This window comes from Variovorax sp. LjRoot84, assembly GCF_964254305.1.
GTDB lineage: Bacteria > Pseudomonadota > Gammaproteobacteria > Burkholderiales > Burkholderiaceae_C > Variovorax.
Genome location: NZ_CAXUTE020000001.1, coordinates 4,291,816 through 4,312,102 on the forward strand (window position 1 = coordinate 4,291,816; position 20,287 = coordinate 4,312,102).

At 68.9% G+C, this 20,287-nt stretch carries 18 protein-coding genes; 6 read left to right on the forward strand and 12 right to left on the reverse strand.

The features are described 5' to 3' along the window. Positions 1–19: 19 nt before the first annotated feature. Positions 20–817, forward strand: a complete 798-nt coding sequence (locus ACSQ9I_RS21390; RefSeq protein ID WP_436304868.1) for a DUF1266 domain-containing protein — start codon at positions 20–22, stop codon at positions 815–817. A 47-nt stretch (positions 818–864) separates the two neighbouring features. Here the strand turns inward: ACSQ9I_RS21390 and ACSQ9I_RS21395 are convergent, their stop codons facing one another. From ACSQ9I_RS21395 to ACSQ9I_RS21410, 4 genes are read right to left on the reverse strand one after another with little or no spacing between them, the layout of a single operon-like run. Next, on the reverse strand, positions 865–1,833 hold the full coding sequence (locus ACSQ9I_RS21395) for a Bug family tripartite tricarboxylate transporter substrate binding protein (RefSeq protein WP_436314374.1): 969 nt from the start codon (positions 1,831–1,833) through the stop codon (positions 865–867). Positions 1,834–1,877: 44 nt separating this feature from the next. After that, positions 1,878–2,258, reverse strand: coding sequence for a VOC family protein (locus ACSQ9I_RS21400; RefSeq protein ID WP_093102899.1), 381 nt, complete (start codon positions 2,256–2,258; stop codon positions 1,878–1,880). Next, positions 2,183–3,235, reverse strand: a complete 1,053-nt coding sequence (locus ACSQ9I_RS21405; RefSeq protein ID WP_436314375.1) for a hydroxymethylglutaryl-CoA lyase — start codon at positions 3,233–3,235, stop codon at positions 2,183–2,185. Before ACSQ9I_RS21405 ends, ACSQ9I_RS21400 begins: the two co-directional genes overlap by 76 nt. A 12-nt stretch (positions 3,236–3,247) precedes the next feature. Further along, positions 3,248–4,405: a CaiB/BaiF CoA transferase family protein gene (locus tag ACSQ9I_RS21410; protein WP_436314376.1), complete on the reverse strand. Its 1,158-nt coding sequence runs from the start codon at positions 4,403–4,405 to the stop codon at positions 3,248–3,250. Positions 4,406–4,526: 121 nt separating this feature from the next. Here ACSQ9I_RS21410 and ACSQ9I_RS21415 point away from each other — a divergent pair, with 121 nt between their 5' ends. Next, positions 4,527–5,492 carry a LysR substrate-binding domain-containing protein gene (locus ACSQ9I_RS21415; RefSeq protein ID WP_436290920.1) on the forward strand — a complete coding sequence of 322 codons (966 nt, stop codon included), beginning with the start codon at positions 4,527–4,529 and terminating at the stop codon, positions 5,490–5,492. Positions 5,493–5,532: 40 nt separating this feature from the next. On the opposite strand, the gene ACSQ9I_RS21420 is transcribed toward ACSQ9I_RS21415, so the two are convergent. Continuing rightward, positions 5,533–6,423 carry a LysR family transcriptional regulator gene (locus tag ACSQ9I_RS21420; protein WP_170855484.1) on the reverse strand — a complete coding sequence of 297 codons (891 nt, stop codon included), beginning with the start codon at positions 6,421–6,423 and terminating at the stop codon, positions 5,533–5,535. Positions 6,424–6,597: 174 nt separating this feature from the next. Between ACSQ9I_RS21420 and ACSQ9I_RS21425 the strand changes: the two genes are divergently transcribed. Then, a complete protein-coding gene (locus ACSQ9I_RS21425) occupies positions 6,598–7,947 on the forward strand; it encodes a M20 metallopeptidase family protein (protein WP_436304874.1) in 1,350 nt (449 codons plus the stop codon). Positions 7,948–7,951: 4 nt separating this feature from the next. On the opposite strand, the gene ACSQ9I_RS21430 is transcribed toward ACSQ9I_RS21425, so the two are convergent. After that, the gene (locus tag ACSQ9I_RS21430) at positions 7,952–8,821 is read right to left on the reverse strand and encodes a class I SAM-dependent methyltransferase (protein WP_436314377.1); all 870 of its coding nucleotides are present in this window, start codon (positions 8,819–8,821) and stop codon (positions 7,952–7,954) included. A gap of 110 nt (positions 8,822–8,931) precedes the next feature. On the opposite strand from ACSQ9I_RS21430, the gene ACSQ9I_RS21435 reads away from it, so the two are divergent. Then, complete coding sequence (locus tag ACSQ9I_RS21435; RefSeq protein ID WP_436314378.1) at positions 8,932–9,624, forward strand: winged helix-turn-helix transcriptional regulator; 693 nt, start codon at positions 8,932–8,934, stop codon at positions 9,622–9,624. Here the strand turns inward: ACSQ9I_RS21435 and ACSQ9I_RS21440 are convergent. Genes ACSQ9I_RS21440 through ACSQ9I_RS21460 form a run of 5 tightly spaced genes read right to left on the reverse strand, consistent with a single transcriptional unit; the run spans position 9,621 to position 16,166 of the window. Then, positions 9,621–11,105 carry an efflux transporter outer membrane subunit gene (locus tag ACSQ9I_RS21440; protein WP_436314379.1) on the reverse strand — a complete coding sequence of 495 codons (1,485 nt, stop codon included), beginning with the start codon at positions 11,103–11,105 and terminating at the stop codon, positions 9,621–9,623. The two genes, ACSQ9I_RS21435 and ACSQ9I_RS21440, sit on opposite strands and share 4 nt — an antisense overlap. 13 nt (positions 11,106–11,118) lie before the next feature. After that, positions 11,119–12,249, reverse strand: a complete 1,131-nt coding sequence (locus ACSQ9I_RS21445; protein ID WP_436314380.1) for an ABC transporter permease — start codon at positions 12,247–12,249, stop codon at positions 11,119–11,121. A gap of 10 nt (positions 12,250–12,259) precedes the next feature. After that, positions 12,260–13,381: an ABC transporter permease gene (locus tag ACSQ9I_RS21450; RefSeq protein ID WP_436314381.1), complete on the reverse strand. Its 1,122-nt coding sequence runs from the start codon at positions 13,379–13,381 to the stop codon at positions 12,260–12,262. Continuing rightward, positions 13,378–15,138, reverse strand: coding sequence for an ATP-binding cassette domain-containing protein (locus ACSQ9I_RS21455; protein ID WP_436314382.1), 1,761 nt, complete (start codon positions 15,136–15,138; stop codon positions 13,378–13,380). The genes ACSQ9I_RS21450 and ACSQ9I_RS21455 overlap by 4 nt, the downstream gene beginning before the upstream one ends. Next, complete coding sequence (locus ACSQ9I_RS21460) at positions 15,138–16,166, reverse strand: HlyD family efflux transporter periplasmic adaptor subunit (RefSeq protein ID WP_436314383.1); 1,029 nt, start codon at positions 16,164–16,166, stop codon at positions 15,138–15,140. The genes ACSQ9I_RS21455 and ACSQ9I_RS21460 overlap by 1 nt, the downstream gene beginning before the upstream one ends. A gap of 108 nt (positions 16,167–16,274) precedes the next feature. Here ACSQ9I_RS21460 and ACSQ9I_RS21465 point away from each other — a divergent pair, with 108 nt between their 5' ends. Together ACSQ9I_RS21465 and ACSQ9I_RS21470 are read left to right on the forward strand one after the other, a co-directional pair. Then, the gene (locus ACSQ9I_RS21465; RefSeq protein ID WP_093102881.1) at positions 16,275–16,976 is read left to right on the forward strand and encodes a TetR/AcrR family transcriptional regulator; all 702 of its coding nucleotides are present in this window, start codon (positions 16,275–16,277) and stop codon (positions 16,974–16,976) included. A gap of 280 nt (positions 16,977–17,256) precedes the next feature. Beyond that, entirely contained in the window at positions 17,257–18,996 is a 1,740-nt protein-coding gene (locus ACSQ9I_RS21470) for a hypothetical protein (protein WP_436314384.1), read from the forward strand. 74 nt (positions 18,997–19,070) lie between these two features. On the opposite strand, the gene ACSQ9I_RS21475 is transcribed toward ACSQ9I_RS21470, so the two are convergent. Continuing rightward, the gene (locus tag ACSQ9I_RS21475) at positions 19,071–20,279 is read right to left on the reverse strand and encodes a CaiB/BaiF CoA transferase family protein (protein WP_436315795.1); all 1,209 of its coding nucleotides are present in this window, start codon (positions 20,277–20,279) and stop codon (positions 19,071–19,073) included. Positions 20,280–20,287: the final 8 nt, after the last annotated feature.

Sequence of the window (20,287 nt, forward strand, 5' to 3'; positions counted from 1 at the left end):
CTTCGCAACAGGAGTACCCATGGGTTTGATGGACCAGATCGGCCATGCGCTGATGGACAACGACGAACTGCACTTCGCCACCGAGAGCCGGTGCTCGCCCGAGGAGCGATGGCTGGTGGCGTTGAGCGCGCCGCTCTCCGCCTTCAACGGCAACTTCGTCAACGCGGTCGAGACCGGCCAGAGCCCGGAGGCGCTGCGCGAAGGTGTCGCCGGCATGTGGGGCGTCCAGGACCGCAAGAGCTTCGAGCAGACGGCCCGTTGGATCGTCGACGAGGGGCATCGCGAGAAATACCGGGGCGTGTGGCACGGCCTGGTCAAGCTCGACACCGCCCACCGGTCCGCCCCTCTGCTGCTGCGCTCCGTAGCCTCGCTGGTCTTCCCCGGCCTGTTCATGCTGAAACTGCGGGGCGAGCTGGACTACGAGGCCTTTGCCAACCAGACCGGCAAGAGCGTCGCCGACATCGCCACCTTGATGGGTTCCTACAGTGACTGGATGGACGATCTGCGCAAGCCGCTGGGGGTACAGCCCGCGGAGATCACCGACCTGGTCGCATGGGACGCCGTGCGGCTGGCCAGCCTGTCGCGCTGGGCGGTGGACCTGGGCTACATCGACCGCGGCGAGTTCACGGGCTTTGCCTCCGGGCTGGCCGGGCCGGTGCGCGCCGCCTACGGCAACTGGGCCCAGGTCAGCGCTGCCTATGTGGCAGCCGGCCTGATCTGGAACTATTCGGAAGCACGGCAGGAAGCGCTGGTGCGCACGAATGCGATGCTGTTCAGCGACCCGCGCAGCCCGTACAAAGACCTGCCGCTCCACTGAGCGCTCCGGCCAAGGAGATGTCGCGAGCGAGCTTCTTCGCCTGCTGCTCAGTCCGCCTTGATGTCGGCCGCCTTGATCACGCGCGACCACAGGGCCAGTTCCTGGTCGACGAACTTGCCGAGCGCCGGCGGGTCCATGTAGACCGCGAAGGCGCCCTGGTCGTCGACCTTCTTGCGGAAGGCTTCGCTTTCGACGATCTTGCGAATCTCGGTGCTGAGCCTGGCGACGGTCTCGGGCGGCGTCTTGGCCGGCGCGAAGACGGCGAACCACGACTCGACCTCGTAGCCCGGGAAGCCCGCCTCGGCCGAGGTCGGCACATTGGGCATCGAGGGATGCCGCTTGCTGCCGGTGTAGGCCAGCGCCTTGAGCTTTCCGCTCGCGATGTGGCCGATGACCGAAGGCGGCGTGGTGATGAACATGTCGACGTTGCCCGCGATCAGGTCGTTGATCGCCGGACCCGAGCCCTTGTAGGGCACGTGGGTCATCGGCTGCTTGGCCTGGCGCGAGAGCAGTTCGCCCGCGATGTGCTGGATCGAGCCGTTGCCCGAGGAGGCATAGAAAAGGCCGCCGCCGCCCTTCTTCTGGCCGTACTCGACGAGCTCCTTCATCGAGTTCACCGGCAGCTTGCCGCTGACGGCCACCACGTGCGGCGCGCGCATCACCAGCGCGACCGGAACGAAGTCCTTGGTCGGGCTCCACTTGATCTGCTGGAACAGCGCCGGATTGCCGACGTGGTAGCCCGAGTACTGCATCAGGAGCGTGTAGCCGTCGGGCGCGGCGCGGGCCACGGCCTCGGCGCCGATGTTGCCGCTGGCGCCCGGCTTGTTGTCGACCACCACCGGCTGGCCCAGCGCGCGCTGCAGCGGATCGGCGACCATGCGCGCCATGATGTCGGTGGAGCCGGCGGGCGCGGTCGGCACGATCATGGTGATCGGCTTCGAGGGCCAGGTGTCGGCGTGCGATGCGGCGGCGGCCAAGGCAAGGCAGGCTGCGAGAAGGCAGCGAAGAGGTTTCATGTTTGTCTCCTGTAGTGTGTGAGCGTGTCGCGGCGCTCGGCCCTTCAGGGCGCGAGCTCCGAGATCTCGATGAGATTCAGGTCGGGGTCGCGCAGGTAGACGGAGCGGATGCGCGAAGTGGCGCCGGTGCGCATCACCGGCCCTTCGAGGATCGGCACCTGCTTCTCGTTCAGACGCGCGATGACTGCGTCGAGCGGCACCGCGGCGATGAAGCACAGGTCCAGCGCGCCCGGCATCGGCACCTCTGCCTTGGGCTCGAACTCGTGCCCCTTCAGATGCAGGTTGATCTTCTGGTTGCCGAAGCGAAAGGCCTTGCGGCCGCCGCCGAAGGTCTCGAGCGACATCCCCATCACCTCGACATAGAAGCGCACGCAGGCTTCCTCGTTGGCGGTGGTGAGCACCAGGTGGTCCAGATGGTCGATGATGCTTGCTCCTTTTCTTCGCGCGCCTTCGCGCGCGCAACGATGTCGTCGAAATCCGCCGGCGGCGCATGGCGCGTCAGGCGATGGCCGGCGCGCGACACCTGGCTCGACAGTTCGTGCTGCACCAGGTCTTCGAGCTGCGCCGCGGCGCCGATCAGGCCGTCGAGGTTCATGCCGGTGTCGTAGCCCATGCACTGCAGCATGTGGACCACGTCCTCGGTCGCGACGTTGCCGGTCGCACCCGGCGCATAGGGGCAGCCGCCGATGCCGCCGAGCGACATGTCGAGGCGGCGGATGCCAGCCTCGACTGCCGCCACGGTGTTGACGAGCCCCATGCCGCGCGTGTTGTGGAAATGGGCGGTGAAGTCCAGCGCCGGGAAGCGCTCCGACGCGGCGGCGCAGACGGCCTGCACCTGGGTGGGATAAGCCATGCCGGTCGTGTCGCACAGGGTGATGCCGCGCACGTTCAGCGCGGCGAAGCGCCCGATCCAGCCCAGCACCGTGGAAAGCGCCACCTCGCCTTCCATCGGGCAGCCGAACACGCAGGACAGCGACACGTTGACCGGCACCGCGGCCTGCCGCGCCAGCGCGATCACCTCCGACAGCTGCGAGAAGGACTGCTCGCGCGTCATGCGCAGATTGCTGAGGTTGTGGCTTTCGCTCGCCGACATGACGATGTTGAACTCGTCGACGTGGCTGTCGAGCGCACGCTCGGCGCCGCGCAGGTTGGGCACCAGCGCGGTGTAGACCACGCCAGGTTGGCGCGCGATGCGCATCATCACCTCCTCGCCGTCGCGCAGGGCGGGAATGGCCTTGGGCGAAGTGAATGAAGTGACCTCGATCTTCGCGTAGCCGAGGCCGCTGAGCCGATCGACCAGCGCGATCTTGTCTTCCGTAGGAATAAAGCGGCTTTCCATCTGGAAGCCGTCGCGCGTGGCGACCTCGTTGACGAGGAGGCGCGTGCCGTTGCCGGTGTTCATGTTCTTGCTCCTTCAGCGTGCACGCGCGGGCCAGCCGCCCGAGCGCAGGTCGTCGTCGTGTTCACCGAGCCGCGGCGCGGGGTACGCGATGCGGCCCGGCGTCGCGCTGAGCTTGGGCACCACGCCCGGCACCTTGAGCGTGCGGCCGTCGGAGGTGGGGGCCTCGACGATCATTTCGCGCGCCAGGTACTGCGGGTCGGTCGCGATGTCGGCCACCGAGTAGATGCGACCGACCGGCACGCCGGCCGCATCGAGCGCCGCGAGCGCCTCGTCGCGGCTGCGCCGGCTGGTCCAGGCCTCGATGGCGGCATCGAGCGCCTCGGCCTGCTGTACGCGGCCGTCGTTGTGGCGCAGGGCCGGGTCTTCCTCGAGGTCTGGCCGGCCGATGGCACGCATCAGGCGGCGGAAGATGCTGTCGCCATTGCCGGCGACCAGCACGTAGTGGCCGTCGTTGCAACGGTAGGCGTTGGTCGGCGCGATGCCGGGCAGCGCGCTGCCGGCGCGCTCGCGCACGGCACCGAAGGCGTCGTACTCGGGCACCAGGCTTTCCATCACGTTGAAGACCGACTCGTAGAGCGCCACGTCGATGAACTGGCCCTCGCCGCCGTGGGCCGTGCGGTGGTGCAGCGCGGTCAGCACGCCGATCACGCCGTGCAGCGCCGCGAGCGTGTCGCCGAGCGAGATGCCCACCCGCACCGGCACGCGGCCCGGTTCGCCGCTCAGGTAGCGCAGCCCGCCCATCGATTCGCCGAGCACACCGAAGCCCGGCTTGTCGCGGTAGGGGCCGGTCTGGCCGTAGCCCGAGATGCGCAGCATGATGAGGCGTGGATTGAGCGCATGCAGCTGCTCCCAGCCGAGGCCCCAGCCTTCCAGCGTGCCGGGCTTGAAGTTCTCGATCAGCACGTCGGCTTCGAGCGCCAGCGCGCGGGCCGCTTCCTGCCCCTCTTCGCTGCGCAGGTCCAGGCAGACCGAGCGCTTGTTGCGCGACTGCACCTCCCACCACACCGAGCTGCCGTCACGCAGCATGCGCCACTTGCGCAGCGGATCGCCGACGCCGGCCGGCTCCACCTTGATCACGTCGGCGCCGAATTCGGCCAGCGTCTTGCCGGCGAAGGGGCCGGCAATGAGTTGGCCGAGCTCCAGGACCTTGAGGCCTTCGAGTGCATTCATGGCTTGCTTGTCTCTCTTTGCTGTTCGATGGCTGCACTGTAGAAAAACATCACGATTCGCGGAATTGCCATGACGGCAGCACCCCTTCGCGAAACGCGAAGCCCCGGCCTAGAATGGCCCGATGGCCAGCACCATCAATCCGGCCCGCGTCGACTTCGTCACGCTGCGTCTGTTCTGCGCGGTGGCCCAGTCGGGCAGCATCACCAAGGGCGCGGAGGCCTGCCACCTCGCCTTGTCGGCCGCGAGCCGGCGCCTGTCGGATTTCGAGAATGCCACCGGCTCGAAGCTGCTCGACCGCAGCCCGCAGGGCATTGCGCTGACGCCGGCCGGCCACGTCGCGATGCAGCATGCGATGCGGCTGTTCCAGGGCTTCGAGCAGTTCAGCACCGAGCTCAAGGACTATTCGAGCGGCGTGCGCGGCCATGTGCGCCTGTGGGCCAACATGTCGGCGCTCACCGAGTTCCTGCCGGCGGCGCTGGCGACCTTCCTGGAGCGGCATCCCGACATCCGCGTCGAGGTCGAGGAACAGTTGAGCGGCGACATCGTCCGCGCGCTCGTCGATGGCCTCGCGGACGTCGGCGTGTTCGCCGAGAACACGCCGACCTACGGCCTGGACGTGGCGCCCTTCCAGACCGACGAGCTGGTCGTGCTGTGCGCCAAGCAGCATCCGCTGGCGCGCACGCGGCGCGCCGACTTCAAGACCTGTCTCGCGCACGAATTCGTCGGCCTGAACCGCAGCAGCTCATTGCTGGAGCTGACCTCGCGCGCCGCCGAGCAGGCCGGCATCCCGATGCGCCTGCGCGTGCAGGTGCGCAGCTTCGACGCCATGTGCCACATGATCGCGGCCAACCTCGGCATCGGCGTGGTGCCCTTCGCGGCTTGCAAGGCGCAGGTGAGCGCGCTCGATCTGCGGGTCGTGCGGCTCAAGGACGCGTGGGCGGTGCGGCGGCTGCTGATGGCGACCAAGACCGGCGAGCAGCTGTCGCCCGCAGCCGGCCTGCTGCTGCAGCATCTCGCGGCTTCGAGCCAGGCGCCGACGTCGGTTGCGGGCGCATCGTTGCCCGCGCCTCGAGACCGCCGGTCCTGACGAAGGTCGGATCCAGGCCGGATCTCGTTCGTCGAACGCGTCAGCCCGGCGCGCGCCGCCGACGCGCCGGGCCGGCCGCGGCCTCGCGCAGGCACTCGACGAAGGCCCGCGCCGCCGGCGTCAGCCGCGACCAGGCCTGCAGGCGCACCGACACCTGCACGCGCGGCAGCGGCTCCGCCAGGCGCAGGCGCACCAGGCCGCGGGAGGCGACGGGGTCCTCCGCCAGCGACGCGGCGACCAGGGTCAGCGCGTCGGCGTTGCGCACCAGCGAAAGGCCGAACTGGATCGACTGGCACACCACGGTGTTGCGCGGGGCCGCGAGCCCGGCCTGCTGCAGGGCCTGCACGCCGTAGGCCGGAACCGCCCACAGCGCTTCGGCCAGACGGCGCAGGGTGCGCACCCGCGCCAGCGGATGGCCGGCGCGCGCGATGGCCGCCAGCGGGGCCTGCAGCAGCACCTCGCGCTCCAGGCCGTCCTTTTCCGCCGTCCCCTCCAGCTCGCTCAGCACCGCCAGGTCGTGGCCCGATCCCGGGCCGGTCGCCTCGGGACTGGTGATCTCCACCAGCTCCAGCGCGACGCCGGGGCAGCGCCGGCGGAAGGCCAGCAGCGCATCGGGCAGCAGCCGTGCCGCCGCCAGCGAGCTGAACGCGGCGCGCAGGTGGCCGCCGCCGTCGCGCAGCTGCGCAATCTCGTCCTCGGTGCGCCGGACCTCGTCGAACAGCACCGCGGCGCGCCGCAGCAGGGCCTGGCCGATTTCGGTCGGCACGACGCCCCGGGCACTGCGCACGAACAGCGCAACGCCGACCGTGCGCTCCAGCTCGCGGATCGCGTAGGTCATGGCCGGCTGCGTCAGCGCAGCATCGCGCGCCGCGGCACGGATGCCGCCGGCCTCGGCCACGCGGCGGAAGATCTCCAGGTGTCGCAGGTTCATCGGGGAAGGCACCGGTTGGTTGGAATGATGGTGAACAAGAATTTTGATCGCTTGCAAGAATTCCGTGTCTTTTCTTTTATCCCGGCATGCACTACCGTCGCGCGGACCCGGCGGCCCCATGGCCTTGGGCGGCCATTCCCCTCCCTCCTCTTCGAACCATTCCAGAGAACCTGCATGAAGCGTCTGCATTCCCTCGCCACCCTGGCCGCGGCCAGCCTGTTGAGCCTGAACGCCCTGGCCCAAAGCGGCACCGCCGCGGCCCCCGACGCGCTGCAGCAGCGCGGACTGTCCCTGGCCGACGCCACCGAGGCGCAGGTGATCGCGTGGCGGCGCCACATCCACCAGAACCCCGAGCTGTCGTTCCAGGAGAAACGCACCGCCGCCTACGTGGCCGAGGCGCTGGCCCGGATGCCGGGCATCGAGGTGCAGACCGGCATCGCCAAGACCGGCATCAAGGCCGTGCTGCGCGGCGGCAAGCCCGGACCGGTGGTGGCCCTGCGCGCCGACATGGACGCGCTGCCGGTGGAGGAACGCAACGACCTGCCCTTCAAGTCCACCGCCAAGGGCGACTGGCTGGGCAAGGAAGTGCCGGTCTCGCATGCCTGCGGCCACGACACCCACGTCGCGATGTTGCTGGGCGCGGCGCAGGCGCTGTGGAGCATGCGTGCCGAACTGCCAGGCACGGTGGTCTTCCTGTTCCAGCCGGCCGAGGAGCAGGGCCCCGGCCCGGTGCTCAGCGGCGCGCCCGCGATGGTGCAGGCCGGCGTTCTGGACAACCCGAAGGTGGATGTGGTGATGGGCCAGCACATCAACGCCGGCGGCCCGCTGGGCATCGGCTACCGGCGCGGCAGCCTGATGGCGAGCGGCGACGTGTTCAAGATCTCGCTCAAGGGACAAGGCGGCCACGGCTCCTCGCCCTGGACCGCGAAGGAGCCGACGGTGGCGGCGGCCGAGATCGTGCTGGCACTGCAGAACATCGTGAGCCATCGCATCGACCCGCTGGACGGCCCCACCGTGGTCACCGTGGGCATGCTGCAGAGCGGCAACCGCGTGAACATCCTGCCCGACACCGCGGAAGTGGCCGGCACGGTGCGTTCGCTGTCGGCCAAGAACCAGAAGGTGGCGCACGAGAACATCCGCCTGAAGGCGCAGAAGATCGCCGAGCAGCACGGCCTGACGGCCAAGGTGGAGATCGACACCGGCTACGAGGTGCTGGTGAGCGACCCGGGCGCCACCCAGGTGGTGGTGAACGCGCTGGAGGCGGCGGCCGGCCCCGGCGCGCAGGCGCGCGAGATCGGGCCGCGCATGGGCTCGGAGGACTTCGGCTCCTTCGGCAAGAACCGGCCGGTGGTGTTCTGGAACCTGAATGCCTCGCCCTTCGGTGACAGGCCGGGCGCGCCCAACCATTCGTCCGAGTTCGTGATCGACGAGAAGGCCTTGCGCCTAGGCGTGCGCGCCCTGGTGGGCAGCACGCTGGCCTACATGACGACCCGGCCGAACGGGGAGCTGACGGCCTCGCGCTGAGCAGCTAGACCGTTCCTGCGCCCACCAGCATCTCGCACGGCCCGACGAAGCCATCGCTGGTTTCGAAGGCGCGCAAGGCTTCCTCGATGGCTTGCCAGGCCTGCGCGCGCTCGGTCTCGCTCAGGCCCACCATCATCTGGTGCAAGGCACCGAAGGACTCGCGCTCGAAGCGCACGCATTCCGCCGCACTCGGCAGCTTGACCGGCGATGGCACCCTGCGCACCTCGATGTCGCGCAAGCCGGCCTTGGCGAAGGCGGCTTCGAGCACGCCCTCGGCACCGAGCGAGAACGGGCCCGGCTGGCCAGGCAGCGGCGGTGGCAGCTTGGCGCGCTCGCGGATGATCTTCACGGGAATGGAGAAGAAGGCATTGCGCTCGGGTGTCGAGTAGACGATGGCCGCCACGCGCCCGCCCGGCCGCAACGCGCGGCTCATGCCCGCGAGCGCGCGCTGCTGGTCGGGAAAGTAGATCAGGCCGACGCGGCTGATCGCGGCGTCGAAGGAGCCGGCGGGCAGCACGTCGAGCGCCTCGCCGTCGAGCTCGCGCGTTTCGACGTTGGAGAGCCCGGCTTCCTTGGCGTCGGCCGCCGCGCGTTCAAGCAAGGCGGGCGCAATGTCGGTGGCCAGCACATGGCCGCTCTCGCCCACGCGCCGTGCTGCCGAGATCGACTGTTCGCCTGCGCCCGCGGCGATGTCGAGCACGCGGGATCCCGGGCCGATGCGGGCCAGATCGAACATGGTCTCGGTCGCCTCGCCGAGCCAGTCGCCGAGGAAGGGGCCCCAGCGGTGCCAGGCCTCGGCGGCGGCCTGCCACTGCGCGCGTGTCGTGGTCTTGAAGGCGGCGGCATCGAATGCCGGCTGCAGAACGGTGTTCATGGTGCGTCTCCAGAGAAAAGAAGGTGCACGAAGCATCGCTGCGCGTGGCCCTGCGCGCCAGTCCAGAATTTGAACTGGCCTTGCCGGGGCGAGAGGAATAGATTCGCTCCATGATCGACTACGCCCAGTTCTGCACCGTCGCGCGCGGCGCCGAAGTGCTCTGCGAGCGCTGGACGCCCTTGGTCGTGCGCGAGCTGATGTGCGGCAGCACCCGCTTCAACGACATCCGGCGCGGCGTGCCGCGCATGTCGGGCTCGCTGCTCGCGCAGCGGCTGCGCAAGCTCGAGGAGGTCGGCGTCGTCAAGCGCGTGCAGGGCACCGGCGTGTCGGCGGAGTACCACCTCACCGGTGCCGGCGAGGAGTTGCGGCCGATCGTGATGGCGCTCGGCCACTGGGGCGCACGCTGGATCGGCAGCCGCCTGAAGCGCGGCCAGCTCGATGCCGGCTTTCTGATGTGGGACATCCGCCGCTTCGTGCGGCTCGACGAATGCCCGCGCGGGCGCTGCATCGTCGTCCACTTCCGCTTCACCGATGCGCCCGAGGGCGAGCGCCGCTGGTGGCTGGTGGTGGACAAGGGCAGCGCCGACCTGTGCCGCGACGATCCCGGCGAGGACGCGACGCTGATCGTCGAATCGACGGTGCTGGCACTGACCGAAGTCTGGACCGGTGACCGGGACGCCGACGACCTGATCCGCGAACGCCGGTTGCGCGTCACGGGCACCGCGCGCGATGCGCGCGACCTGTGGCGCTGGCTGGGCCGCAGCGCTTTCGCCGAGACGCGCGAGGCCGCCCGGAGGGCCTAGTGCGCCGCCCCGCCGAGGGCCTTGGTCAGCATCACGAGGTCCAACGCCAGCCGCCCGCTGCTGGCGACCTCGTCGCGCTGCGCCTGCAGCAGCGTGCGCTGGGCATCGAGCTGGACCAGGAAATCGGTCAAGCCGTTGTCGTAGCGCACGCGCGCCAATTCCCAGGCGTCGCGGCTGTGGCGCTCCTTCTCCACCAATTGCAGATGGCGCTGCCGGTCTGCCGTGTAGGCGCTCAAGGCATCGTCGATCTCGTGCCAGGCCTTCAGCACCGTCTGCTGCCAGGCCACCGCGGCCTCCTGCTGCTGCAGCTCGCGCAGGGTCACGGTGCTGCGACGCCGGCCGCCGTCGAAGATCGGCAGCTGCAAGCTCGGGCCGATCGCCCACTGCCGGCTGCCCCATTCGCCGAAGCTGCGGCTTCCCACCGATTCGAAGCCGAAGTTCGCGCCCAGCGTGATGCGCGGATACAGGTCGGCGACGGCGACGCCGATGCTGGCGGTGGCCGCATGCAGTTGCGCCTGCGCGCGCTGGATGTCAGGCCGGCGCAGCGCTGCTTCCGAGGGCAAGCCGGGCGAGAGGTCGGGCAATGCGCTCGCCCGCGCATCGGCGCGCTCGGTCAACTGCGCTTGGAGCGCGCCGGGCCGTTCGCCGACCAGCAGCGTGATCTGGTTGATGGCCTGTGCCTCCTGCGCCAGCAATTGCGGCAGCCGCGCGCGCAGATCGGCCGTTTGCGCGCGCTGGCGCGTCACGTCGAGGTCGGTCGTGAGGCCGCCGTCGGCGCGCGCCTTGACCAGCTCGAGCGTCTCCTCGGCCGCGGCGATCTCGGCGCGCGCGATGCGCAGCTGGCGCTGCGCGGTGCGCAGCTCGAAGTAGTTGCGCGCCAGCTCGGACTGCACGCTCAGTTGCACCTGCGCCAGCATCGCCTGTGAGGCCGCGAGGTTGGCATCGGCGGCCTCGATCGAGCGCCGCACGCGGCCCCAGAGATCGAGCTCCCAGGCGGCATCGAAGCCGGCCTGGTAGAGGTTGTGCGGTTCGCTCAGCACGCCGATCAGCTCCTCGCGGTTCGAAGGATTGAGCGCGTCGATCAGGCGCGTGCCCGAACCGAACTCGCTCTGCCGCTGGCGCGTCGCCGCCGCGCTGGCGTTGAGCTGCGGGCCGCGCTGGGCCTCCGCCGCTTGCCTTTGCGTTCGGCTTTGCGCGAAGCGCAGCGCTGCCGTCTGCAGATCGTGGTTGGCGGCGAGCGCCTTGGCCTGCAGCGCGTCGAGCACCGGGTCGGCGAAAACGGACCAACCGATCGGCATGCTCGCCGCGCTTCGAAGCTGCGGGTCGGCCAGTTCCGGCGAACCGCCATGCCAGGCCGAGAAGTCGGCGGGCGCCTCGGGCATCGGGGCCTTGAAATCGGGCCCGACGGCGCAGCCGGCGAACATCAGCGCCGCGAGCACCGTCAGCAGACGGGAAAAGCGAAGGTGTTGCGAGTTGTTCATGTCGCGTTCCGTTTCAGACAAGACGGTTGCGGAAAAGCCAGGCGGCGAGCGGCAGCGTGATGACCGCGATGACGAGCAGCGGAATGAGGTTGTGCCAGACGGTCAAGAGGCCCACGCCCTCGAGGTAGACGCGCTGCACCAGGTCGATGGCGAAACGCAGCGGATTCGCCAGCGTCGCGATCTGCAGCACCTCCGGCATGTTGCGCACCGGCGTGACCAGGCCCGACAGCAGCATCAGCGGCATGATCAGCACGAAGGTGTAGAGCATGGCCTGCTGCATGCTGGCCGACACCGCCGAGATCGACAGCCCGATGCCCACGCTTGCGATGGTGAAGCAGGCGAGGCCGGTGTAGAGCGTGACGAAGGAGCCGGCCATCGGCACCTTGAACCACAGCAGCGTGACCAAGAGCACGATGGTGGACTGCACGAGCCCGATCAGCACCGGCGGCACCGCCTTGCCGACCATGATTTCCATCGGCGACAGCGGCGTAACCAGCAGTTGGTCGAAGGTGCCCTGCTCGCGTTCGCGCGCCACCGACAGGGCCGTCAGCAGCAGCGTCTGCAGCATGCTGAGCGCGGCGATCATGCCGGGCATCAGGTTCCAGCGCGTCTCGAGGTTCGGGTTGTACCAAGCGCGCGAGGCGATGGTCACCGGCGCCTTCGCGCCGCCGTGCTGCAGCCGCCACTCGTCGTTGAAATCCGCGACCACGGAAGCGATGTAGCCGCCGGCAGAGCCCGCCGTGTTGGAGTTGCGGGCATCGATGACGAGCTGGATCGGCGCGCTCTCGCCGGCCTGCAGCTGCTCTTCGAACTGCGGGCCGATCTGAAGCACCAGCAGCACCTGCTGCGCATCGATCACGCGCGCGATGTCGGCCTGGGTGGCGAGCGTCGCGGCGCGGCGGAAGACGCCGGTGCCGTCGAGCTTCGCGACCAGCGCCGTCGAGGCGCCGCTCCTGCTCTGGTCGAGCAGGGCATAGTCGACGTTGCTCAGGTCGTAGGTGGCCGCATAGCCGAACAGCAGGCTCTGCATGAGCGCAGGCACGACCAGGATGGCGCGGCTGGACGGGTCCTTCAGGATCGCCAGGAACTCCTTGCGGCAGAGGTTGGCGATACGGAGCAGTAGCGCGATGAACGAACCGTGCATGGCGAAGCCTTCAGTCGAGTTGTTTGCGCGTGACGAAGCGCGCCAGGCCCAGCAGCAGCACGGCATAGACAACCAGGATCGCGCAGTTGCGCAGCACCAGCGGCCAGACGTCGCCGGCGAGGAAGAGCGTGCGGATCAGCTCCATGAAGTAGGTGGCCGGCAGCGCCTGGCCCACGATGCGCACCGCCGTCGGCACGTTGCGCAGGTCGAACAGAAAGCCCGACAGCATCAGCGAGGGCAGGAAGCTCGCGAGCAGCGCGACCTGGCTCGCGAGGAACTGGTTGCGCGTGACCGAGGAGATGACCAGCCCGATGCCGACCGCGACCAGCATGTAGAGCATGGCGGCGAGGATCAGCAGCGCGAGCGAGCCGACCATCGGAACCTCGAACAGGAAACGCGCGGCGACCAGGCACAGCGCGAGCCCGACCATGCCGATGCCGAAGTAGGGAATGATCTTCGCCAGCAGGATCTCGACCGGCCGCACCGGCGTGACGAACAGCGCCTCCAGCGTGCCGCGCTCCCACTCACGCGCCATCACCAGCGCAGTGAGGAAGGCGCCGACCAGCGTCATGATCAGCACGATCAGGCCCGGCACCAGGTACCAGGTGCTGGTGTTGGCGCTGTTGAACCACATGCGCTGCTCGATGCTGACCGCGCCGATGCCGGTGCCGGGTTGTCCGCGGTCGGCTTGCCGCTGTGCGTTGCCCCCGAGCGCGGCCGTGGCGTAGCGCAGCACGATGCTGGCGCGGCCCGCATCGGCGCCGTGCACGATGACCTGGATGCGCGCATCGCCGGCCGCGAGACGGCGCGAGAAGTCGCCGGGCACGCGCACGATGCCGTCGACCCGGCGCTCGCGCATCAGCAGCTCGGCCTCGCGCATCGAGCTCAGCATGACGGGCGCGATGTAGGGCGTGAGCTGCAGGCCGGCCACCGCATCGGCGGCCGCGGGCGAGCTGTCCTCCATCACCACCGCGAGCGGCGCGTTCTTGACGTCGAGCGAGAGGCCGAAGCCGAAGATCAGGATCAGGATGATCGGCAACAGGATGCCGATGGCGATGCTGCTCGGATCGCGCACGAGCTGCCGCGTTTCCTTGCGCGTGAGTGCGATGAGTCGGCGCCAGAAACCGCTCATGCCCTTGCCTCGCGTGACTGCGTGACGATGCCGATGAAAGCCTCTTCCATGTCCGGCGCGCTGCCCGCCTGCACCCGCACCTCTTGCGGCGTGCCGATGGCCAGCAGCTTGCCGGCGTCCTGGATCACGATGCGGTCGCAGTACTCGGCCTCCTCCATGAAGTGGGTGGTGATGATGACCGTCACGCCGGCTTCGGACAGCGCGGTGATGCGGCGCCAGAACTCACGCCGCGCCAGCGGATCGGTGCCGCTGGTGGGTTCGTCGAGAAACAGGATCTCGGGCTCGTGCAAGAGGCCCGTGGCCATGGCCAGGCGCTGCTTGAAGCCGCCGGGCAGCAGGCCGCTGGTGGCCTTCTCCTGGCCCAGCAGGTCGAACTGCTGCAGCACCGTCTGCATGCGATCCCGCAGGCGCTGCCCGCGCAAGCCGTAGGCGCCGCCGAAGAACTCGAGGTTCTCGGCGACGGTGAGGTTGCCATAGAGCGCGAACTTCTGCGAGACGTAGCCGATCCGGCTGCGGGCCTGTGCACGCGCATGGCGCAGATTGACGCCCGCCACCTGCAGGAAGCCGCTGGTCGCGGGCAGCAGGCCGCAGAGCATGCGGAAGGTGGTGGTCTTGCCGGCGCCGTTGGGGCCGAGCAGGCCGAAGATCTCGCCGCGCCGCACATCGAAACTGGTGCTCGCGACAGCCGTGAAGTCGCCGAACTTGCGCACCAGCTCCTTCACTTCGATCACGACTTCGTCGGGCTCGCCCGCAACGGCAACGGTCGCGATCTGCGGTTGCGCTGCGGCAGCGCCCTTTTCCTTCTCCTTCTTCTGCTTCGCGCGCAGCAGCACCATGAAGCCGTCTTCCAGGCGCGCCGGCACCGGCTCGACGGGCGCGCCGTCGAACAGCGCGGCCAGCGCCTGCTCGTCGGCATCGGGCCGGCGGATGAAGCGCACCTCGCCGCCTTGCGGCACGGCATCGACGATCGACGCCGGCGCATCCAAGAGCTTCGCCTGCAGCGTGCGCGCCGGCACACCCTCGGGCGGCCTGGCGATGAAGCACAGATCGCGCGCGTTGTCGCGGATCTGCTCCGGTGCGCCCTGCGCGATCAGCCGGCCTTCGTGCATCACGAAGACCTGGGCGCAGCGTTCGGCCTCGTCGAGGTAGGCGGTGCTCACGATCACGGAAAGCCGCTCGTCGTCGACCAGGTGCCGCACGATCTCCCAGAGCTCGCGCCGCGACAGCGGATCGACGCCGACCGTGGGCTCGTCGAGCAGCAGCAGCTCGGGCGAGCGCACCAGCGTGCAGGCCAGGCCCAGCTTCTGCTTCATGCCGCCCGAGAGCTTGCCGGCCGGGCGCGCGGTGAAACGGCCCAGGTCGGTCATCTCCATCAGCCGCGCATAGCGCTCGCGCCGCACATTCTTCGGCACGCCGTGCAGATCGGCATAGAGGTCGAGGTTCTCCTGCACGCTCAGGTCTTCGTAGAGCCCGAAGCGCTGCGGCATGTAGCTGATGCGGTCCTGCACGGCCTGCGGATCGGCCGCCACGTCGATGCCCAGCACGTGCAGCGTGCCGCGGTCGGCGCGCAGCAGTCCGGCCGCGAGGCGCAGCAGCGTGGTCTTGCCCGCGCCGTCGGGGCCGACCAGCGCGCAAAGCGTGCCGGCGGGAACCTGCAGCGACACGTCGCCAAGGGCCTGCACCAGCAGCTTGGAGCCCTTGACTTCGAAGCCCTTGTGCAGCCCCTGCCCGGCGAGCGCCGGCGCGGCGGCGTTCATCAGCGCGCGCCTCCGGCCGCCGCGAGCTTGGCGCCGTCGAGCGACAGCCGGACCGTGACCGGCATGCCCAGCCGGAGCCGGTCTTCCTTGTCGTCGGCCAGCACGCGGATCTCGTAGACCAGGCTGCTGCGCAGCTCCTCGGTCTGTACGGTCTTGGGCGTGAACTCGGCCACCGAGGAGATGTAGCCCACCTTGCCGGCGAGCGGCTGGCTGGGGTGGCTGTCGGTCGTGAGCGTGGCCGCCATGCCGGGCTTGATGCGTCCGAGATCGACCTCCGTCACGTAGGCGCGAACCCACTTGGGATCGGTGATCGCGAGCGTGAACACCGGGCGCTGCGGCGAGGCCATGTCGCCCGGCTCCATCAGGCGCGCGCGCACCACGGCATCGATGGGCGCCTTGAGCTCGGCCTGCGCGAGCTGGTGGTTGAGCAGTGCGAGTTCGGCACGCGCCACTTCGAGCTGGGCCTGGGCCTGCGCGATGTCTTCCTTGCGCGGCCCGGTCACGACCAGCTGCTGCGCCTTGCGCGCATTCTCAAGCTGCGCCTCGGCCACCTTGCGGCGGGCCTGCGCGCTGTCGAGATCCTGCTGGCTCACCGCGCGGCCGGCGGTGGTCTGGCGGATGCCCTGCAGCCGGTCGAGCTGCTGTCGTGCGAGCTCGGCATCGGCCTGGGCGGCCGACACGCCGGCGCGGGCCTGCGCCACTTCCTCGGGGCGGCTGCCGGTCTTCAGGCGCTGTAGCGCCTGCTGCTGCACGCCGATCTGCGCCTGCGCCTGGGCCGCGCGCAACTCGAGCGTGCGCGTGTCCAGCATGCCCAGCACCTGGCCGGCCTTCACATGGTCGCCCTCCTGCACCTCGAGCCTGCCGATGCGCTCGCTGCCGTTGAAGGCCAGCGAGACCTGGCGCACGTCGACGTTGCCGTAGAGCACCAGGCTGTCGCTGTCGGCGGGCTTGCGGTTGAAGTACCAGGCGGCCGAAGCGACGGCCGCCAGCAGGACGATGGCGCCAACGATGAGGGGTTTCTTGTTCATGGGTTTGCTCTTGCTTTCTCGCCGGTGCGTCGTCGATGAAGTAGACTGGATGATATCGAATTTGAATTCAAATTCAAACTAATTCCGGCCTTTTCATGGGCCTGTCATATGCCATCCACTGCGAAAAAGAAAGCTTCCATCGCGCCCGCCAGGCGCGCCCCGCGCCCCGACGGTGCCGCTACCCGATCGCATCTGCTCGAGACCGCGGGCCAGGTGTTCGCCGAGCGCGGCTATGCCGATGCCACCAGCAAGGAGATCTGCGAGCGCGCCGGCACGCCGATGGCCTCGGTCAACTACCACTTCGGCAGTCGCGAGGCCTTGTATGAAGAGGTGCTGGTCGAGGCGCACCGCCAGATCGTGAGCGTGGACGAGCTGATCGAGATGACGCGCTCGCTCGGCGATCCGCGGCAGAAGCTGCGCGCGCTGCTCGCGCACATGCTGGCGCCCTCCTCGCGCGAGGCCGCGCCCTGGGGTTTTCGCGTCGTGCTGCGCGAGATCATGTCGCCGGGGCCGTTGGCGCCGGCGCTGGTCGACAAGGCGGTGCGGCCCAAGGCCAAGTTGCTGCTGGGCCTGATCTCGGAAATCCTGGAACTGCCGCCGGACCATCCCGCGGTGCAGCGCGCCCTCGTGTTCTCGGTGCTGCCCTGCATCGTGATGCTGGTGGCGCCGAAGGAGATACCGAGCAAGGTCCTGCCCGCGATCGCCAAAGACAGCGAGGGGCTGCTCGAAGACCTGATGCGCTACATGTTCGCCGGGCTGGATGCGCTCGCGGGCGCGCACCGCAAGCCCGCGCGCGCTTCGCGCGCCTAGCCTGGATTTCCACGCACCACTATTTGGGTAACGCTGCTCGATAGGAGCAGACCGCTTCTGCTGTGTTGGCGGAGGGGCCTGGCCCTCCAGCGTTAGCAGTTGGTGCGCCTACCCCATCATCTCGACGGCCCCACGCGGGGCCGTTGGCATTTCTGCATTGCTTGTGCCAGTCCACGCCAATCTCTCGCCAAGCCGCATGCAGCTTGAGGTTCCCGATCTTTGATGGGTACCGATGGGATTGTCGTTGACACCGCCATTCTCCATATAGCACAATGCACGTATGGGTATAGGCGTACCTAAAGATCTAACAGATATCCGACGATTCTTCGCCGAGCCCTCCCATCCCCGCCAGCGCCAGTACGAAGCGCTGCGCGCCTTCTTCGTCGAAGACCGCCCCTCCCACGAGGTCGCCCGCGCCTTCGGCTACACCCCCGGATCCTTCCGCGTGCTGTGCCATCAGTTCCGCCGCGATCCCGATCCGCAGTTCTTCCACTCTCCCAGTCCCGGTCCACGCACCCAGCCGCTCAAGTCCAAGGCCCACGACCTGGCCGTGGCCCTGCGCAAGCAGAACCATTCGGTCTACGAGATCAGTCAGGCACTCAAGGAGCACGGCACGCCCTTGAGTCCCACCGCCGTGCGCGAAGTGCTGCGCGAGGAGGGCTTCGCGCCGCTGCCGCGGCGCGGCGACGACGAGCGACTTGAGCATCTGGGCCCCACCGCTGAGGCGGTGGCCGACGTGCGCGAGTTCGCGCTACAGCCCGGCACGCAGTTCACCACACGCTGCGGTGGCTTGTTCCTGTTCTTGCCCGATCTGGTGCGCCTGCAGCTCGAGGAGATCGCCGCGCGCGCCAAGCTGCCGGGCTCCAGGATGATCCCCTCGTCTCACGCCCTGCGTTGCGCGCTCGCGCTCAAGCTGTGGTCCATCGAGCGCAAGAGCCATGTCATGGCCTTGGTCACCGATCCGGGCCTGGCGTTGTTTTGCGGCTTGAACGTCATCCCCAAGAAGAGCTACCTGTGCGAGTACTCCTCGCGGGTCGAGCGTGAGCGCACCGTCGCGCTGCTGGCGGCCTGGCACCGCGCCGTCACCGACGAGCAACTGTTCGACGCCCACTCTTTCAACCTGGACTTCCACTCAGTGCCGTACTACGGCGACGATCCCCAGGTCCAGCGCCACTTCGTGTCCGCGCGCAGCCGCGCCCAGCCCAGTGTGCTGGCCTTCCTCGCGCAGGACGCGAGCGGCCGCGCCTTTTGCTACTCCAACGCCGATCTGCGCAAGGGTGAGGAGGCCGAAGAGATCTTCCGCTTCATCGAGTTCTGGAAGCGCCAGCACGGCGCGCTCCCGCGGCACCTGGTGTTCGATTCGCGCCTGACCACCTATGCCCACCTGGCGCGTCTGGATCAGTTGGGCATCACCTTCATCACGCTGCGTCGCCGCTCGGCGGCGCTGCTGCAGGAGGTGGCCGATCTTCCCGCCTCGGCCTGGCGCCGTGTCACGCTGGATGTGCCCGCGCGCAAGTACAAGACCCCGCGCGTGTTCGAGCAATCGATCCGCCTGGCCGGGGCCACCTTGCGTCAGCTCTTCGTGATCGACCTCGGCCATGAGCAGCCCACCATCCTGCTGACCAACGACCCTCACAGCTCTCACGCCAAGCTGCTGACCCGCTATGCCCAGCGCATGTTGATCGAGAACGCCTTGTCCGACGCCGTGCGCTTCTTCCACATGGACGCACTGTCATCGGCGGTGGGCATGAAGGTGGACTTCGACATGGCGCTGCTGGTCGTCGCAAGCGGCCTGTACCGGTTGCTCGCGCGTCGCATGCGCGGCTATGCCGATGCTCAGGCTCGCCACATCTTCCGTGACCTCATCGACACTCCCGCCGACGTCTCGGTCACCGACTCCGAGGTCCACGTCCACTTTCACCGCCGCGCCCACTTGCCCATCGTCCTCGCCTCCGGACTGCTCAATACTGCGATCCCCATCCCCTGGTGGAAGGGCTACTCTCTGCGCATGTCGGCGTAACCCTCAGCACCTGACGAACAGGCCACCGCGTTAGGTCAACTACCCTGCGTGGAAATTCAGGCTAGGCGCCCGGCTCAGGCCATCCGCGCCGGCAGCACGTCGAGCGAACGCAACCGCGCGATCTCTTCCTCGCTGTAGCCGTGCGCCGCCAGGATGTCAGCCGCATGCTGGCCGAAGCTTGGCGATGCGAAGGGTGCGGGCCCGGGCGTGCTGCCGAACTTGACCGGCTTGTCGAAGCCGCGATAGCCGCCCACCTCCGGATGCGTGTAGTGCGCCACCATCTGCTCGGCCAGCACCTGCTCGTTCACGAACATGTCCTCGACCGCACGCGCCGCCGCGCAGGGCACGGCTTCGCCGAAGATGCCTTCCCATTCGAGCGCGCTGTGCTGCTGCAGCGCGGTGCGCAGGCGCGGCACGATCTCGGCCGCGTGCTGCGCGCGCTTGCGCACCGTGTCGTAGCGCGGATCGTCAGCCAGCGCCTGCAGGCCGGTGCGCTCGCACAGGGCCGACCAGAAATGCGGCGTGTTGGCGGACAGGTAGAGGTAACCCTCGCGCGTCGGATGCAGTCCGGTGACGCCGCCGGAGCGCATGTCGCGCCCGACCTCCCTGCCCTCGCCGTCGGCCCACACGAGGCGCGCCGACTGCATGGCCAGCGCGCTGCGCAGCAGCGAGACGCCGACGTACTGCCCGAGGCCGCTGCGGGCGCGCTCCACCAGCGCGGCGCTGACGCCCATGGCCAGCATCGAGGCCGCGTAGTAGTCGACCACCGAGCCGTAGACGATCTCCGGCGGGCCGCCCGCCTTGCCCTGCATGGCGCAGATGCCGGTCATGCTCTGCAGCACCTGGTCGTAGCCGGCCTTGTCCTTGAGCGGCCCCACTTCGCCGTAGCCCGTGACGGCGCAATAGATCAGCGCCGGATAGCGTTCGCGCAGCTGCTCGTAGGCGATGCCGAGCCGCTGTGGCACCGCAGGCCTGAAGTTGTGCACCAGCACGTCGGCCTCGCCGAGCAGGCGATGCAGCACCTCCAGCCCTTCGGGCTTCTTGAGGTCCAGCGCCAGCCCCCGCTTGTTGCGGTTGACGCCGATGAAGGCACGGCTCTCGGCCTCGAGCGTGGACGGGTACTTGCGCAGGTTGTCGCCGGCAGGCGGCTCGATCTTGACCACGGCCGCCCCCATGTCGGCCAGCAGCGTGCAGCCGTAGGGCCCCGCGATGTAGGCGCTGAGGTCGAGCACGCGGATGCCCGACAGCGGGCCGCGGACTGCGTCTTCTTCGATGTTCGTCATCGTCATGG

Coding starts and splice junctions, on each gene's coding strand:
- ACSQ9I_RS21390 (WP_436304868.1), top strand. CDS start 20: ATGGGTTTGATGGACCAGATCGGCCATGCGCTGATGGACAACGACGAA.
- ACSQ9I_RS21395 (WP_436314374.1), bottom strand. CDS start 1,833: ATGAAACCTCTTCGCTGCCTTCTCGCAGCCTGCCTTGCCTTGGCCGCC.
- ACSQ9I_RS21405 (WP_436314375.1), bottom strand. CDS start 3,235: ATGAACACCGGCAACGGCACGCGCCTCCTCGTCAACGAGGTCGCCACG.
- ACSQ9I_RS21410 (WP_436314376.1), bottom strand. CDS start 4,405: ATGAATGCACTCGAAGGCCTCAAGGTCCTGGAGCTCGGCCAACTCATT.
- ACSQ9I_RS21415 (WP_436290920.1), top strand. CDS start 4,527: ATGGCCAGCACCATCAATCCGGCCCGCGTCGACTTCGTCACGCTGCGT.
- ACSQ9I_RS21420 (WP_170855484.1), bottom strand. CDS start 6,423: ATGAACCTGCGACACCTGGAGATCTTCCGCCGCGTGGCCGAGGCCGGC.
- ACSQ9I_RS21425 (WP_436304874.1), top strand. CDS start 6,598: ATGAAGCGTCTGCATTCCCTCGCCACCCTGGCCGCGGCCAGCCTGTTG.
- ACSQ9I_RS21430 (WP_436314377.1), bottom strand. CDS start 8,821: ATGAACACCGTTCTGCAGCCGGCATTCGATGCCGCCGCCTTCAAGACC.
- ACSQ9I_RS21435 (WP_436314378.1), top strand. CDS start 8,932: ATGATCGACTACGCCCAGTTCTGCACCGTCGCGCGCGGCGCCGAAGTG.
- ACSQ9I_RS21440 (WP_436314379.1), bottom strand. CDS start 11,105: ATGAACAACTCGCAACACCTTCGCTTTTCCCGTCTGCTGACGGTGCTC.
- ACSQ9I_RS21445 (WP_436314380.1), bottom strand. CDS start 12,249: ATGCACGGTTCGTTCATCGCGCTACTGCTCCGTATCGCCAACCTCTGC.
- ACSQ9I_RS21450 (WP_436314381.1), bottom strand. CDS start 13,381: ATGAGCGGTTTCTGGCGCCGACTCATCGCACTCACGCGCAAGGAAACG.
- ACSQ9I_RS21455 (WP_436314382.1), bottom strand. CDS start 15,138: ATGAACGCCGCCGCGCCGGCGCTCGCCGGGCAGGGGCTGCACAAGGGC.
- ACSQ9I_RS21460 (WP_436314383.1), bottom strand. CDS start 16,166: ATGAACAAGAAACCCCTCATCGTTGGCGCCATCGTCCTGCTGGCGGCC.
- ACSQ9I_RS21465 (WP_093102881.1), top strand. CDS start 16,275: ATGCCATCCACTGCGAAAAAGAAAGCTTCCATCGCGCCCGCCAGGCGC.
- ACSQ9I_RS21470 (WP_436314384.1), top strand. CDS start 17,257: ATGGGTATAGGCGTACCTAAAGATCTAACAGATATCCGACGATTCTTC.
- ACSQ9I_RS21475 (WP_436315795.1), bottom strand. CDS start 20,279: ATGACGAACATCGAAGAAGACGCAGTCCGCGGCCCGCTGTCGGGCATC.